Genomic DNA, 15,601 nt, shown 5'->3' with positions numbered 1-15,601 from the left:
TTGCTCCGATCGCCATGGAAGATGGCCTGCGCTTCGCGATTCGCGAAGGCGGTCGTACCGTTGGTGCTGGCGTAGTCGCCAAGATCATCGAGTAATAAGTTACCCGAATACCAAGCGTGCCCTTGTGGCGCGCTTGATAGAAAGTGCACTGAGTAGTTTCGGTGCAGGCCAGTAGCTCAATTGGCAGAGCAGCGGTCTCCAAAACCGCAGGTTGGGGGTTCGATTCCCTCCTGGCCTGCCATTTTTCTAACATCCGGATACATAAGTTGATTCCCATGGAGTCAAAAGCTGTTCAATCAAACAGTCGCTTCGATGTAGTGAAGTGGTTAGTTGTGTTCGTTCTGATTGCCGTTGGTGTTGTTGGTAATCAGTATTTCAGCGCCGAGTCTTTGCTGTATCGGGTTCTGGCTCTTGTTGTGCTTGCTATCGTTGCGGTCTTGGTGGCTTTGCAGACGGTGCGTGGCCGACGCTTCGCGACGCTTCTGAAAGAGGCTCGTGTTGAGATCCGGAAGGTGGTATGGCCCACTAGGCCAGAGCTGGTTCAGACCACGATTATTGTTGTGGTTTTTGTGCTGGTTGTGTCTCTGTTGTTGTGGGGCATGGACTCCATAATCAGCTGGCTGGTCGCCGGATTCATAGGTTAACAGGAGTGGGCAATGGCTAAGCGCTGGTACGTGGTTCATGCATATTCTGGCTACGAAAAGCACGTAATGCGCACTCTCATCGAGCGTATAGCGCTTGAAGGTATGGAGGATAGGTTCGGTGAGATCCTTGTTCCTACCGAAGAAGTTGTTGAGATGCGTGATGGGAAAAAGCGTAAGAGTGAGCGCAAATTTTATCCTGGATACGTTCTCGTTCAAATGGAAATGGATGACGGTACCTGGCACCTTGTGAAGAATACGCCCCGGGTGCTTGGTTTTATCGGTGGTACCAAGGATAAGCCGGCTCCGATTACCGAGCGTGAAGCTGAAGCAATTTTGCGCCGAGTTGAAAGTGGTGCTGATAAGCCCAAGCCCAAGACGTTGTTTGAGCCAGGCGAGGTTGTTCGCGTTGTTGAGGGTCCGTTTGCTGACTTCAATGGCGTTGTGGAAGAAGTTGACTACGGCAAGAGTCGGGTCAAGGTTGCTGTTCTGATCTTTGGTCGCTCAACTCCGGTAGAGTTGGAATTTGGGCAGGTCGAGAAAGACTGATCGGCAGCTTCTAAACCGGAAGGCTCGCGCGCTGAGGCGTCGCGGGCTTTTTGTGTCTGCAACGGGGAGCCGAAAGGCGTTTGAACCCATAGGAGTACTATCATGGCTAAAAAGATAGAAGCATATATCAAGCTTCAGGTTGCTGCCGGTAAGGCCAACCCGAGCCCCCCCGTAGGCCCTGCGCTGGGTCAGCGCGGCGTCAATATCATGGAGTTTTGTAAGGCGTTCAACGCAAAGACTCAGGATATGGAAGCCGGTCTACCGATTCCTACTGTCATTACTGTATACAGTGACCGTAGCTTCACATTTATCACCAAGACTCCGCCTGCACCTGTGCTTCTCAAAAAGGCTGCCGGTGTCAAGAGTGGATCTGGTCGCCCGAATACCGATAAGGTTGGCAAGGTGACTCGTGAACAGCTTGAAGAAATTGCCAAGACTAAAGAGCCGGATCTGACTGCTGCCGATATGGATGCGGCGGTTCGCACCATTGCTGGTACTGCCCGCAGCATGGGCCTGACCGTGGAGGGTGTGTAACATGTCTAAAATGAGCAAACGCCAGAAGCTGATTCGCTCAAAGGTTGAGTCAACGCGTTCCTACTCTGTCGATGAAGCGGTATCGCTGCTGGTCGAACTGGGTCAAAGCGTGAAGTTTAAAGAGTCAGTAGACGTTGCAATCAATCTTGGTGTTGATGCGCGTAAATCTGACCAGGTTGTGCGTAGCAGCACTGTATTGCCGCACGGTACAGGTAAAACCGTCCGTGTCGCCGTGTTTACTCAGGGTGCAAATGCTGAGAAAGCGACTGCTGCGGGCGCCGACATTGTTGGTATGGACGATCTTGCTGAAGAAGTTAAAAAAGGCAACATGGATTTCGACGTGGTAATTGCCACCCCGGATGCCATGCGTGTTGTCGGTCAGCTGGGTCAGATTCTGGGTCCCCGTGGCCTGATGCCTAACCCGAAAGTAGGTACCGTAACCCCTGACGTTGAGACTGCGGTCAAAAACGCCAAGGCAGGCCAGGTACGCTACCGCACGGATAAGAATGGTATTATCCATTCGCCGTTAGGTAATGTGGAATTCTCTGCTCAGAATATCAAGGAAAACCTTGAGTCGCTGGTTGCAGATCTGAAAAAGGCCAAGCCGTCCTCGGCGAAAGGTGTGTATCTCAAAAAGATCACCATTTCGTCAACGATGGGTCCTGGCCTGACTATCGATCAAGGTGGTCTTGATATCTGACCCTCTGGTCGGTAGTTACTTTGTAGTCTGGGCGGAAGCCAAGGCTGTCAAAGACCGCAGGCCCCTGAAGTCTTTCGACTGGAAGGGTTAAAGCAACGCCTGCGCAGACGGTGTGAAGACGTTCTCTCTGAACCCAAACACCGTTAAGGCGCCTATAGGAAGCCTTGTGTATCAGGCTTCCAGGGCAATGATGGGTTTGCCGGGAATACCCCTGGCGAAATCGAGGAGAAATCCAGTGGCAATTAGACTCGAAGACAAGAAGGCGATCGTCGCTGAAGTCAACGAGACTGCCGGTGGTGCTCTGTCTGTGGTTCTGGCTGACTACCGTGGTGTCACCTCTGGTGATATGACGGCTCTGCGTGCCAAAGCTCGTGCCGAAAATGTGCGTCTCAAGGTTGTTCGTAACAACCTGGCTAAGATTGCTATTCGTGGTACAGAGTTTGAGTGCATTGATGAGGCCCTGGTCGGCCCAACCATTCTGGCATTCTCAATGGAAGATCCGGGAGCGGCTGCGCGCCTGCTGAAGGATTTTGCGAAAGAGAAAGACGCATTCGAGATTAAAGGACTGGCAGTCGGCGGTGAGCTGATGGGCGCAGACCAGATCGATCGTCTTGCCAAGCTGCCAACACGTCACGAAGCGTTGACGATGCTGGCCGCGGTAACACAGGCACCAATCACCAAGCTGGCACGGACACTGAACGAAGTTCCTTCGAAAGTGACCCGCGCCGTTGCGGCAGTTCGAGACCAGAAGCAAGAAGCTGCTTGATTCTGTTGAACACCATATTTATTTTTTTGGGAGAAAGTCATGGCTCTGTCTAAAGACGATATTTTGAATGCAATTGCTGAAATGAGCGTAATGGATGTTGTTGCGCTGGTTGAAGCAATGGAAGAGAAGTTCGGCGTATCTACCGCTGCTGCTGTTGCAGCCGCACCTGCAGCTGCTGGTGGCGATGCTGCCGCTGCTGAAGAGCAGACCGAGTTTGATGTTATTCTGACTGGCGTTGGCGAGAAGAAAGTTAACGTTATCAAGGCTGTTCGTGAATTGACCGGCCTGGGTCTGAAAGAAGCTAAAGAGCTGGTTGACGGCGCGCCTTCCACTATCAAGGAAGCAGCGAGCAAGGCTGACTCAGAAGAAGCCAAGAAGAAGCTTGAGGAAGCAGGCGCTTCTGTTGAGCTTAAGTAAGAGTCGGCTGTTGATTGAAGCTGCGCTGTAAGCGCAGGCAGGCTGGTGGCTTTGTGCCACCGGCCTTTTTCTGTTGTATATGCTATAGAGTCTGGCATTCGGATGCAGGGTTGTTGAGTTCTGCAAATGCTTGTCAGGTTCTTCGTTCAAGACGGCGCGATAAGCCGAGCAATTCGGCCCCGAAGCAGAACATTGGTTGCTTCTTGATACCAGGTATCAGGTCTAAAGCTGGGGAATGCAGATGACTTACTCCTACACTGAAAAAAAGCGGATTCGCAAAGATTTTAGTAAATTGCCTTCCGTGATGGATGTCCCCTATTTGCTGTCTATTCAGCTGGATTCATTTCGGGACTTCCTGCAAATGGAAGCCGCACCTGGAGATCGTCGGGAAACCGGTCTTCATGCAGCATTCAAATCCGTATTCCCGATTGCCAGCTACTCTGGCAATGCTGCACTCGAATATGTGAGCTACCGAATTGGTGAGCCTGTATTCGATGTTAAGGAATGCCAGCTTAGGGGCGTAACATACGCGGCGCCGCTGAGAGTGAAAGTTCGCCTTATCATTTATGATAAGGAATCGTCCAACAAGGCGATTAAGGACATCAAAGAACAGGAAGTCTACATGGGTGAAATGCCCCTGATGACTGAGAATGGTACCTTCGTTATCAACGGTACCGAGCGTGTTATCGTTTCCCAGCTCCACCGCTCTCCCGGTGTGTTCTTTGACCATGATAAAGGTAAAACCCACTCATCCGGCAAGCTGCTGTATTCAGCTCGGGTGATTCCTTACCGTGGTTCCTGGCTCGATTTTGAATTCGATCCAAAGGACGCTGTTTTCGTTCGGATTGACCGTCGACGCAAGTTGCCGGCCTCCATTCTCCTGCGCTCACTTGGTTATACCTCTGAGCAAATGCTAGAGATGTTCTTTGAGACCAGTAAGTTCTCTCTGGGCGCTGAGACGTGCAAGCTGGAGTTGGTGCCAAGCCGCCTTCGTGGCGATATTGCAACCTTCGATATCAAAGATAACGATGGCAAGCTGATTGTAGAAGAGGGTCGCCGGATTACGGCACGCCACATCAAGCAGCTGGAAAAAGCAGGCATTAATGAACTTGAAGTTCCCACTGAGTATCTGTACGGCCGTGTTCTGGCTAAGGACATGATCGACAAGGCCAGTGGCGAAGTGCTGGTTGAGTGTAATACCGAGCTCAGCGAAGAAGTGGTTACCAAGATTCTTGATGCCGGCGTTACAGAGATCGAGACTCTTTATACCAACGACCTCGACTGTGGCCCGTTCATGTCTGATACCTTGCGTATCGACCCGACTCGCAGTCCGCTCGAAGCGTTGGTGGAAATCTACCGGATGATGCGTCCCGGGGAGCCGCCTACCAAGGATTCGGCAGAGAATCTGTTCAATAACCTGTTCTTCTCTGAAGAGCGGTATGACTTGTCTGCTGTTGGCCGGATGAAGCTTAATCGTCGCCTGCGTCGCGAAGAGAGCACTGGCGAAGGTACGCTGACTCACGAAGATATCATTGATGTGCTCAAGACTCTGATCGATATCCGTAACGGTCAGGGCACGGTAGACGATATTGATAACCTGGGTAACCGCCGCGTACGTTGCGTTGGTGAGATGGCTGAAAACCAGTTCCGAGTTGGTCTCGTTCGTGTTGAGCGTGCGGTTCGTGAGCGACTGAGTCTTGCGGAAAGTGAAGGCCTCATGCCTCAGGATCTGATAAACGCCAAGCCGGTAGCTGCCGCGGTTAAAGAATTCTTTGGCTCAAGCCAGCTGTCCCAGTTTATGGACCAGAACAACCCGCTGTCTGAAGTGACTCATAAGCGTCGTATCTCGGCTCTTGGGCCTGGTGGCCTGACCCGTGAGCGTGCTGGCTTTGAGGTTCGTGACGTACACCCGACCCATTATGGCCGAGTGTGTCCGATCGAGACGCCGGAAGGTCCAAACATCGGCCTGATCAACTCTCTGGCAACTTATGCCCGTGCCAACTCCTATGGTTTCCTTGAGAGCCCATACAGGAAGGTAATTGACGGCGTAGTTACCGATGAGTTGGTTTACCTGTCGGCAATTGAAGAAAGCAATTATGTTATCGCCCAGGCCAGTGCGGCTATGGATGAAGGTAAACGCCTGCAGGACGAGCTGGTAACTGTACGTCACCAGAACGAAACCACGGTTATGCCTCCTGAAAGCGTTAACTTCATGGACGTATCGCCGCGCCAGGTTGTATCTGTTGCTGCCTCGCTGATTCCGTTCCTTGAGCACGACGATGCTAACCGTGCTTTGATGGGCGCGAACATGCAACGTCAGGCTGTTCCGACACTGCGTTCGCAGGTGCCATTGGTAGGTACCGGTGTTGAGCGTACGGTTGCTCAGGACTCTGGTGTTTGTGTCACGGCTCGACGTGGCGGTGTGATCGAGAGTGTTGATGCGGCCCGTATCGTGGTACGTGTGAACAACGAAGAGACCGAAGCTGGTGATGCTGGTGTGGATATTTATAACCTCACCAAGTACACCCGCTCGAACCAGAACACCTGTATTAACCAGCGCTCAATCGTACGCCAGGGTGATGAGATTGCCCGCGGTGACGTATTGGCAGATGGACCATCGGTTGATCTTGGTGAGCTGGCTCTGGGGCAGAACATGCGTATCGCATTTATGCCTTGGAATGGTTACAACTTTGAGGACTCCATCCTTATTTCCGAGAAAGTGGTTCAGGAAGATCGCCTGACCACGATCCACATTCAGGAGTTGACCTGTGTGGCTCGTGATACAAAGCTGGGTAGTGAGGAAATCACCGCGGATATTCCAAACGTTGGTGAGAGCGCACTGTCCAAGCTGGATGAGTCCGGTATTGTTTACATAGGTGCTGAAGTAGGTGCTGGCGATATTCTGGTGGGCAAGGTAACACCGAAAGGTGAGACCCAGTTGACCCCGGAAGAGAAGCTGTTGAGGGCTATCTTCGGTGAGAAGGCGTCTGATGTAAAAGACACCTCATCACGTGTGCCAACGGGCACTCGCGGTACCGTAATCGATGTTCAGGTATTTACCCGTGACGGCATCGAGAAGGATCAGCGCGCTCAGTCAATTGAGAAAGAGCAGCTGAATCAGTACCGCAAAGACCTGAAGGACGAGTACCGCATCGTTGAGGGCGCTACCTTTGAGCGTTTGCTGAACGCACTCAAAGGACAGCAAGTCATCAGTGGGCCTGGCCTGAAGAAGGGCGCAAGCCTCGACGAAGGTTACCTGACCGAGCTGCCTCGTTCAGACTGGTTCAAGCTGCGCATGCAGGACGAGAGCCTGAATGAACTTCTGGAGAAGTCCGAGCAGGGCCTTGAAGAGCGTACTAAGGAGCACGAAGCGCGCTTTGATGACAAAAAAGGCAAGCTTCAGCAGGGCGATGATCTGGCTCCGGGCGTGCTGAAAATCGTCAAGGTTTACCTTGCGATCAAGCGTCGTATCCAGCCAGGTGACAAGATGGCGGGTCGTCACGGTAACAAGGGTGTTATTTCGGCCGTAAAGCCGATCGAAGATATGCCGTACGATGAGTTCGGTAACACTGTTGATATCGTTCTGAACCCACTGGGTGTTCCTTCGCGAATGAACGTTGGGCAGGTTCTCGAGACTCACTTGGGAGCTGCAGCAAAGGGCCTCGGCGAGCGCATCAGCAAGATGCTGGATGAGCAGCGCAAGGTGGCCGACCTGCGCAAACTGCTTGATGAGATCTACAACCACTCTGATGAAGTCTTCAAAGTGGATTTGGATTCCTTGAGTGACAAGGAAATCCTCGAGATGTCTCATAACCTGCGCGGTGGTGTTCCTATGGCCACGCCTGTGTTTGATGGCGCCGAGGAATCCGAGGTCAAGCACATGCTTGAGTTGGCAGGCCTTAGCACAACTGGACAGACCAAGCTGTATGATGGTCGTACAGGTGATGCCTTCGATCGCCCGGTAACAGTAGGGTATATGTATATCCTCAAGCTTAACCACTTGATCGATGACAAGATGCACGCCCGTTCCACTGGATCCTATAGCCTGGTTACTCAGCAGCCGCTGGGTGGTAAGGCGCAGTTCGGTGGTCAGCGTTTCGGTGAGATGGAAGTGTGGGCCCTAGAGGCTTACGGTGCAGCGTATACGCTGCAGGAAATGCTCACCGTTAAGTCTGACGACGTGAACGGTCGGACCAAGATGTACAAGAACATTGTCGATGGTGATCATCGCATGGAGCCCGGCATGCCGGAATCCTTCAACGTTCTTGTCAAGGAGATCCGTTCGCTGGGTATCGACATCGAGCTGGAATCTGAGTGAGCCGAATTGTTTTTGGCAGCGTGAGCGGGCACTTGGTGTGCCCGCCCGAGATTAACGCCATCCGGAGCTTTTACTGATGAAAGATTTGCTGAATCTTCTCAAGAGCCAAAACCAAAGCAAGGAATTTGATGCGATCCGTATTGGATTGGCATCACCGGAGATGATCCGGTCCTGGTCCTTTGGTGAAGTTAAGAAGCCTGAGACCATTAACTACCGTACGTTCAAGCCTGAGCGTGACGGTCTTTTTTGTGCCAAGATCTTCGGCCCGATCAAGGATTATGAGTGCCTCTGCGGCAAGTACAAGCGCCTCAAACATCGCGGTGTTATCTGCGAGAAGTGTGGTGTTGAAGTAGCACTGGCAAGCGTTCGTCGAGAGCGCATGGCTCATATCGAGCTGGCCAGCCCGGTTGCTCACATCTGGTTCTTGAAGTCTCTTCCATCCCGCATCGGTTTGATGCTGGATATGACGCTGCGTGATATCGAGCGCGTGCTTTATTTTGAGTCGTTTATAGTAATCGACCCGGGAATGACCACGCTTGAGCGCGGGCAGCTGCTGAACGACGAGCAGTACTACGAAGCACTCGAAGAGTTTGGTGACGAGTTTGACGCCCGCATGGGTGCTGAAGCCGTCAAGGAGCTGCTTGAGGGGATTGACCTTCAGGAGCAAGTTGATTCGCTGCGGGAAGAAATTCCCCAGACCAACTCTGAAACCAAGATCAAAAAGTTCAATAAGCGCCTGAAAATTCTTGAGGCTTTCTTGTACTCCGGCAACAAGCCGGGCGACATGGTTATGACTGTGTTGCCGGTTCTGCCGCCTGATCTGCGTCCGTTGGTACCACTTGATGGTGGCCGTTTTGCGACATCAGACCTGAACGATCTGTATCGTCGGGTGATCAACAGGAACAACCGTCTCAAGCGTCTGCTTGAGCTGAACGCTCCTGACATCATCGTGCGTAACGAAAAGCGCATGCTGCAGGAAGCTGTCGACGCGCTGCTGGATAACGGCCGTCGCGGTCGTGCTATCACTGGCACTAATAAGCGCCCGCTGAAATCTCTTGCCGACATGATCAAGGGTAAGCAAGGTCGTTTTCGTCAGAACCTGTTGGGTAAGCGGGTTGACTATTCCGGTCGTTCGGTAATCGTTGTTGGGCCATCTTTGCGTCTGCATCAGTGCGGTCTGCCCAAGAAAATGGCGCTGGAGCTGTTCAAGCCGTTTATTTTCTCAAAGCTTGAGCACCGTGGCCTTGCTACGACTATCAAAGCCGCCAAGAAGATGGTTGAGCGCGAAGAAGGCGTTGTTTGGGACATCCTGGACGAAGTTATTCGTCAGCACCCGATCATGCTTAACCGTGCGCCAACGCTTCACCGCTTGGGTATCCAGGCATTTGAGCCAGTGCTGATCGAAGGTAAGGCAATTCAGTTGCACCCCTTGGTTTGTGCGGCCTATAACGCCGACTTCGACGGTGACCAGATGGCGGTACACGTACCGCTGACGCTGGAAGCTCAGTTGGAAGCCCGTGCGCTGATGATGTCTACCAACAACATCCTGTCGCCTGCGAACGGTGAGCCCATCATCGTGCCGTCCCAGGACGTTGTACTTGGCCTCTATTACATGACCCGCGAGCGTAAGAGTGCGCTTGGTGAAGGTATGGTGTTTGCTGACATCAAAGAAGCGCACCGCGCTTACGGTGCCGGTAAGGTCGACCTTCAGGCTGTGGTTAAGGTGCGCGTCAAAGAGGTCTCCATACAGGCTGAGGGCGATAACACAGAAGAGTACAAGATCGTGGAAACCACGGTTGGTCGTGCTTTGTTGTTTGATATTGTTCCAGACGGGCTGTCTTATGACCTGGTTAACAAGCCAATGGTCAAGAAGGCGATCTCGAATCTGATCAACACCTGCTATCGTGATGCTGGCCTGAAAGAAACGGTTATCTTTGCGGATCAGCTCATGTACATGGGCTATCACTATGCAACGGTTTCAGGTATTTCGATTGGCTTCAATGACTTCGAGATCCCGCCAGAGAAATATGAGCTGGTAGATGCCGCTTCTGATGAAGTAAAAGATATTGAATCCCAGTACGCGTCAGGCCTGCTTACGCAGGGTGAAAAGTACAACAAGGTTATCGATATCTGGTCGCGCGCAAACGATAAGGTCTCCAAGGCGATGATGCAGCGCCTGGCAAAGGAAAAAGTCATTGGTCCTGACGGAAAGCCCGTTAAAGGTGAAGATGGCGAAGATCTGATGCAGGAGTCGTTCAACTCCGTCTACATGATGGCGGACTCTGGTGCGCGGGGTTCTGCTGCGCAGATTCGTCAGCTCGCCGGTATGCGTGGTTTGATGGCCAAGCCAGATGGCTCGATCATTGAAACGCCAATCACCGCGAACTTCCGTGAAGGCCTGAACGTACTTCAGTACTTTATCTCGACACACGGTGCCCGTAAGGGTCTGGCGGATACGGCACTGAAAACTGCCAACTCCGGTTACCTGACCCGTCGTCTGGTCGACGTCTCACAGGATCTGGTCGTTACCGAAGAAGATTGCGGTACTGAAGAAGGTCTGTTGATGACGCCGCATATTGAAGGCGGTGACGTAGTTGTGCCTCTGGGGGATCGTGTTTTGGGTCGTGTTACTGCCCGGGATACATTTACTCCTACGGATAAAGACAATGCTGTTGTCGCTGCCGGCACTCTGCTTGACGAGAAAACGATCGAAGAGCTTGAAGGCGCCGGTGTGGATGAGGTTTGGGTTCGCTCCGCGATTACCTGTGAAACTCGCCACGGCATCTGCTCGAAGTGCTATGGTCGCGATTTGGCACGTGGTCACCGCGTTAACGTGGGTGAGGCAGTGGGTGTTATTGCTGCTCAGTCCATCGGTGAGCCCGGAACCCAGCTTACGATGCGTACCTTCCACATCGGTGGTGCGGCCAGTCGGGCTTCAGCGGTAGACAACGTTCAAGTCAAGCACGGTGGTACTGTTCGCCTGCACAACCTGAAGTCTCTTCAGAGAACGGATGGCTCACTGGTTGTTATTTCTCGCTCTTCTGCTTTGGCAATTGCTGATGATCAGGGGCGTGAGCGGGAGTGGTACAAACTTCCATACGGCGCCGTATTGTCTGTGAAAAGTGGCGATGAAGTTGAGGCGGGCGTTGTGGTTGCCAAGTGGGATCCACACACTCACCCCATCATCGCGGAAGCTGAAGGTATTGCCAAGTTCGTCAACATGGACCAGGGCATTACCGTGCGCACGCAGACCGACGAGCTCACAGGCTTGTCGACGATGGAAGTCATTGATCCGAAGGAGCGTCCAGCCGCGGGTAAAGATATCCGTCCGGCCATCCAGATGGTTGATGAGGCGGGTAACGATGTGGATCTGCCAACTGGTGGAGCGGCCATCTTCTTTATGCCAGCGAATGCCCTGGTAACCATGGCGAACGGTGCGCGTATCGAACTTGGTGACGTGGTAGCCCGTATACCTCAGGCAAGCTCGAAAACTCGTGACATTACCGGTGGTCTGCCGCGTGTTGCTGATTTGTTTGAGGCGCGTCGTCCGAAGGAATCGTCCATTCTTGCCGAGATCAGTGGTGTAGTGTCATTCGGTAAGGAAACCAAGGGCAAAAAGCGCCTGGTGCTGACCCCGAAAGACGCAGATCCGTACGAGGTTCTGATCCCGAAGCATCGTCAAATGAACGTTTTCGAAGGCGAAACCGTTGAGAAAGGCGAGGTGATTTCAGATGGGCCGTCTAACCCGCATGACATTTTGCGTCTGCTGGGTGTGGTTGAGTTGGCCAGGTACATTACCAACGAGATCCAGGACGTTTATCGCCTTCAGGGTGTTGTCATAAACGATAAACACATTGAGGTTATCGTTCGCCAGATGCTGCGTAAGATTGAGATTACCGATCCGGGTGATACCACCCTGATGTCCGGTGATCAGCTCGAGATCACGAGGCTCTTGGAAGAAAACGAGAAAGCAGTTGCGGCTGATAAAGAGCCGGCAAGATTTGAGCGGTTGCTGTTGGGTATTACCAAGGCGTCATTGGCGACTGAATCGTTCATCTCTGCAGCTTCGTTCCAGGAAACAACCCGGGTGCTCACCGAAGGTGCAGTCACTGGCAAGCGTGACTTCTTGCGCGGTCTGAAAGAAAACGTCGTGGTCGGTCGACTGATTCCTGCGGGAACTGGTTTGGCATATCACGCAGAGCGTCGCCGCAAGCGCGAACTGGAACAGCAGGGCGTTACAGCTGCAGACGTTGAAGAAGCTCTGAGTGCAGAGCTCAACCGCGGAGGTTGAGTTTGGTGCGCCACCTCCGTGTAGATACTTACGCGGGGGTGGTTAAAAAGAGTACAGTCGTCTTGACTGTCCGGGGGCGCAGGCTTAAACTTGCGACCCTTAATTTTACCCCCTTCACTGGGGGTAAGTTTCATTGATATGGTTTTTTGGAGTTTGCTTACATGGCAACGATTAATCAGTTGGTGCGTAAGCCTCGTAAGCGCAAGGTAGCCAAGAGCGATGTTCCTGCTCTTCAGGCATGTCCTCAGCGCCGTGGTGTATGCACTCGTGTTTACACCACAACGCCGAAGAAGCCGAACTCAGCACTGCGTAAAGTGTGCCGTGTTCGTCTGACCAACGGCTTCGAGGTTTCCTCATACATTGGTGGTGAAGGTCACAACCTTCAGGAGCACAGTGTTGTGCTGATCCGTGGCGGTCGAGTAAAAGACCTTCCGGGTGTGCGCTATCACACTGTTCGCGGAACGCTGGACACCCAGGGTGTACAGAACCGTAAGCAGGGTCGCTCCAAGTACGGTGCAAAACGACCGAAGTCGTAATGCTCCGAAAGAGTGTCTTTTATCGTTGCTTGTCAGAACGGTAAGAGTAAGGCTGAGTAGCCGTCGGCTATCTCAGGGGTTCCTGAAGACCTTTTAATTAGATAAGGGCTTATCGATGCCTAGAAGAAGAGTTGCAGCTAAGCGGGAAATTATCCCGGATCCCAAATTCGGTAGTGCGCGTCTTGCCAAGTTCATCAATCACGTGATGGAAAGCGGTAAGAAAGCGGTTGCAGAGCGTATTGTTTATGGCGCCCTGACAATTGTTGCCGAGAAGTCCAAGGAAGAGCCGATCGAAATGTTCGAGAAGGCCCTGGAAAACATCCAGCCGATGGTTGAGGTTAAGTCCCGTCGTGTCGGTGGTGCTACTTACCAGGTGCCCGTAGAAGTACGGCCTTCCCGTCAGAACGCGCTGGCAATGCGCTGGCTCGTAGAGTTTTCACGGAAGCGCGGCGAGAAGTCCATGGCGCAGCGTCTGGCTGGTGAAATTCTTGATGCGGCTGACAGCAAAGGTGCTGCTGTTAAGAAGCGTGAAGATGTACACCGCATGGCAGATGCTAACAAAGCGTTCTCTCACTTCCGTTTCTAAACAGCCGAGGTTTATACAGTGGCACGCAAAACTCCGATTAAACGTTACAGAAACATTGGTATCTGTGCGCACGTTGATGCGGGCAAAACCACAACGACCGAACGTATTCTTTACTATACGGGTCGTAGCCACAAAATGGGCGAGACCCATGATGGCGCGTCCACCACTGACTGGATGGAGCAAGAGCAGGAGCGTGGTATAACCATCACCTCTGCCGCTGTTACTACATTTTGGCAGGGTATGGACAAGCAGTTCGATGAACACCGTATCAACGTTATTGATACCCCGGGGCACGTAGACTTCACTATCGAAGTTGAGCGTTCCCTGCGGGTTCTCGATGGCGCTGTAGTTGTGTTCTGCGGATCCTCCGGTGTTGAGCCTCAGTCTGAGACCGTATGGCGTCAGGCTAACAAGTACGAAGTTCCTCGCATGGTGTTCGTCAACAAGATGGACCGTGCCGGCGCAGACTTCCTGCGAGTGGTTCAGCAGATTAAGACCCGTCTGGGCGCTACACCTGTAGCCCTTCAGTTGCCAATTGGCTCTGAAGACCAGTTTGCCGGTGTTGTCGATCTGCTTCGCGGCAAGGCTATCTATTGGGATGATGCCGATTTGGGCATGACCTATCGTGAGGAAGAAGTTCCCGCTGATATGGTCGACGAGGTCGCAAAATACCGTGAAGCTCTGGTTGAAGCAGCAGCCGAAGCCAATGAAGAGTTTATGGAGCGGTACCTGGAAGGCGGCGAGTTGTCTGTAGAAGAGATCAAGGCGGGCTTGCGTGCGCGTACTCTTTCTAACGAGATCGTGCTGGCTTGTTGTGGCTCCGCGTTCAAGAACAAGGGCGTTCCCGCAGTTCTTGATGCTGTTATCGAGTATTTGCCAGCTCCGGATGAGGTTAAAGCCATCCGTGGTGAAGTTGATGAAGATGGCACCGAAGATACTCGTCCAGTTGACGACAATGCTCCGTTTGCAGCTTTGGCGTTCAAGATCGCGACGGATCCATTTGTTGGTTCGCTGACCTTCTTCCGAGTTTATTCCGGCAGGCTTGAGTCCGGTAACTCCGTATTCAACTCGGTTAAGGGTAAAAAAGAGCGTGTGGGCCGTATGGTTCAGATGCACGCTAACGATCGGGAAGAAATCAAGGAAGTTCTGGCGGGCGATATTGCAGCAGCGATTGGTCTGAAGAACGTCACTACTGGTGATACCTTGTGTGATGAAAACCACAAGATCATCCTTGAGCGGATGGAGTTCCCTGAGCCGGTTATTTCGGTTGCAGTGGAGCCAAAATCCAAGGCGGATCAGGAAAAGATGGGTGTGGCTCTGGGCAAGTTGGCTCAGGAGGATCCATCGTTCCGTGTGCGCACTGATGAAGAATCTGGCCAGACTATTATTTCTGGTATGGGTGAGCTTCACCTCGATATCCTTGTCGACCGTATGCGTCGCGAGTTTAAGGTTGAAGCGAACATCGGTAAGCCGCAGGTTGCGTACCGCGAGTGTATTCGTAAGTCGGTAGATGTAGAGGGTAAGTTCGTTCGCCAGTCGGGTGGTCGTGGTCAGTATGGTCACGTTAAGGTCAAGATTGACCCACTTCCACTGGAGGAAGGTGCAGAGAACTTTATCTTTGTGAACGAGGTCGTCGGTGGTGCAGTTCCGAAGGAATATGTAGCGGCGGTTCAGCAGGGTATCTCGGAGCAGATGCAAAACGGCTGTCTGGCCGGCTATCCGCTGCTGGGTATCAAGGCAACCTTGTACGATGGTTCCTACCACGATGTGGACTCCAACGAAATGGCGTTCAAGATCGCGGGTTCCATGGCGATGAAGAAGGGCGCTCTGGAAGCGAACCCGGCTCTGCTTGAGCCGATGATGAAAGTCGAGGTTGTAACCCCTGAAGATTATATGGGTGACGTGGTGGGTGATTTGAACCGCCGTCGTGGCCTGATTCAGGGTATGGATGACGGTGTCGCTGGCAAGATTGTTCGCGCTGAGGTTCCGTTGTCGGAAATGTTTGGTTATGCCACGGATCTGCGCTCTGCAACTCAGGGTCGCGCATCCTACGCAATGGAATTTTCGCGGTATGCGGAAGCTCCGAACAACATCGCCGAAGCAATCATTAAAAAGGGTTGATACCCAGGAATTAAGTAACAGGAAGAGGTGTAACTGTGTCTAAATCCAAGTTTGAAAGAATTAAGCCACACCTTAACGTGGGCACTATTGGTCACGTTGACCATGGTAAGACGACTCTGACCGCTGCTCTGACTCGTGTGTG

General features: G+C 52.6%; 13 protein-coding genes and 1 tRNA gene. All 14 read left to right on the top strand.

The genetic code is table 11. The features are described from left to right. The coding region (locus RG807_RS17460; protein WP_020411129.1) for an EF-Tu C-terminal domain-related protein at positions 1-95 on the top strand (95 nt) is incomplete at its 5' end. A gap of 70 nt (positions 96-165) precedes the next feature. Continuing rightward, positions 166-241, top strand: a tRNA-Trp gene (locus RG807_RS17455). A 34-nt stretch (positions 242-275) separates the two neighbouring features. Beyond that, entirely contained in the window at positions 276-644 is a 369-nt protein-coding gene (gene secE, locus RG807_RS17450) for a preprotein translocase subunit SecE (protein ID WP_309046021.1), read from the top strand. Positions 645-656: 12 nt separating this feature from the next. Then, positions 657-1,190, top strand: coding sequence for a transcription termination/antitermination protein NusG (gene nusG / locus RG807_RS17445; protein ID WP_298453452.1), 534 nt, complete (start codon positions 657-659; stop codon positions 1,188-1,190). A gap of 102 nt (positions 1,191-1,292) precedes the next feature. Beyond that, a complete protein-coding gene (rplK, locus tag RG807_RS17440) occupies positions 1,293-1,724 on the top strand; it encodes a 50S ribosomal protein L11 (protein WP_298453449.1) in 432 nt (143 codons plus the stop codon). A gap of 1 nt (position 1,725) precedes the next feature. Then, positions 1,726-2,424 (top strand): 50S ribosomal protein L1, encoded by a 699-nt coding sequence (gene rplA / locus RG807_RS17435; protein ID WP_309046020.1) that lies wholly within the window; start codon positions 1,726-1,728, stop codon positions 2,422-2,424. Positions 2,425-2,659: 235 nt separating this feature from the next. Continuing rightward, complete coding sequence (rplJ, locus tag RG807_RS17430; protein ID WP_200205301.1) at positions 2,660-3,190, top strand: 50S ribosomal protein L10; 531 nt, start codon at positions 2,660-2,662, stop codon at positions 3,188-3,190. Positions 3,191-3,229: 39 nt separating this feature from the next. Continuing rightward, positions 3,230-3,607 (top strand): 50S ribosomal protein L7/L12, encoded by a 378-nt coding sequence (rplL, locus tag RG807_RS17425; RefSeq protein ID WP_309046019.1) that lies wholly within the window; start codon positions 3,230-3,232, stop codon positions 3,605-3,607. 241 nt (positions 3,608-3,848) lie between these two features. Then, positions 3,849-7,925 (top strand): DNA-directed RNA polymerase subunit beta, encoded by a 4,077-nt coding sequence (rpoB, locus tag RG807_RS17420; RefSeq protein WP_298453437.1) that lies wholly within the window; start codon positions 3,849-3,851, stop codon positions 7,923-7,925. A 76-nt stretch (positions 7,926-8,001) separates the two neighbouring features. Then, positions 8,002-12,216 carry a DNA-directed RNA polymerase subunit beta' gene (rpoC, locus tag RG807_RS17415; RefSeq protein ID WP_298453435.1) on the top strand — a complete coding sequence of 1,405 codons (4,215 nt, stop codon included), beginning with the start codon at positions 8,002-8,004 and terminating at the stop codon, positions 12,214-12,216. A 161-nt stretch (positions 12,217-12,377) separates the two neighbouring features. Next, positions 12,378-12,752 carry a 30S ribosomal protein S12 gene (gene rpsL / locus RG807_RS17410; protein WP_012139854.1) on the top strand — a complete coding sequence of 125 codons (375 nt, stop codon included), beginning with the start codon at positions 12,378-12,380 and terminating at the stop codon, positions 12,750-12,752. A gap of 115 nt (positions 12,753-12,867) precedes the next feature. Beyond that, positions 12,868-13,338 carry a 30S ribosomal protein S7 gene (rpsG, locus tag RG807_RS17405; protein WP_200205292.1) on the top strand — a complete coding sequence of 157 codons (471 nt, stop codon included), beginning with the start codon at positions 12,868-12,870 and terminating at the stop codon, positions 13,336-13,338. A gap of 18 nt (positions 13,339-13,356) precedes the next feature. Next, positions 13,357-15,459, top strand: a complete 2,103-nt coding sequence (fusA, locus tag RG807_RS17400; RefSeq protein ID WP_309046018.1) for an elongation factor G — start codon at positions 13,357-13,359, stop codon at positions 15,457-15,459. Positions 15,460-15,494: 35 nt separating this feature from the next. Next, a partial coding sequence (locus RG807_RS17395) for a GTP-binding protein (RefSeq protein WP_309046022.1) occupies positions 15,495-15,601 on the top strand: 107 nt, incomplete at its 3' end.

It is taken from the genome of Marinobacter sediminicola (genome assembly GCF_031157525.1).
In the GTDB taxonomy this organism is placed as follows: Bacteria; Pseudomonadota; Gammaproteobacteria; order Pseudomonadales; family Oleiphilaceae; genus Marinobacter; species Marinobacter sediminicola.
Note: the sequence above shows the minus strand (reverse complement) of the source record. Positions and strands in the feature narration are given on the sequence as shown.

What these genes read in the sequence shown, in the direction of transcription:
- rpsL (WP_012139854.1), top strand. Translation starts at nt 12,378, where the DNA reads ATGGCAACGATTAATCAGTTGGTGCGTAAGCCTCGTAAGCGCAAGGTA.
- rplK (WP_298453449.1), top strand. Translation starts at nt 1,293, where the DNA reads ATGGCTAAAAAGATAGAAGCATATATCAAGCTTCAGGTTGCTGCCGGT.
- rplA (WP_309046020.1), top strand. Translation starts at nt 1,726, where the DNA reads ATGTCTAAAATGAGCAAACGCCAGAAGCTGATTCGCTCAAAGGTTGAG.
- rplL (WP_309046019.1), top strand. Translation starts at nt 3,230, where the DNA reads ATGGCTCTGTCTAAAGACGATATTTTGAATGCAATTGCTGAAATGAGC.
- rpoB (WP_298453437.1), top strand. Translation starts at nt 3,849, where the DNA reads ATGACTTACTCCTACACTGAAAAAAAGCGGATTCGCAAAGATTTTAGT.
- rpoC (WP_298453435.1), top strand. Translation starts at nt 8,002, where the DNA reads ATGAAAGATTTGCTGAATCTTCTCAAGAGCCAAAACCAAAGCAAGGAA.
- rpsG (WP_200205292.1), top strand. Translation starts at nt 12,868, where the DNA reads ATGCCTAGAAGAAGAGTTGCAGCTAAGCGGGAAATTATCCCGGATCCC.
- nusG (WP_298453452.1), top strand. Translation starts at nt 657, where the DNA reads ATGGCTAAGCGCTGGTACGTGGTTCATGCATATTCTGGCTACGAAAAG.
- secE (WP_309046021.1), top strand. Translation starts at nt 276, where the DNA reads ATGGAGTCAAAAGCTGTTCAATCAAACAGTCGCTTCGATGTAGTGAAG.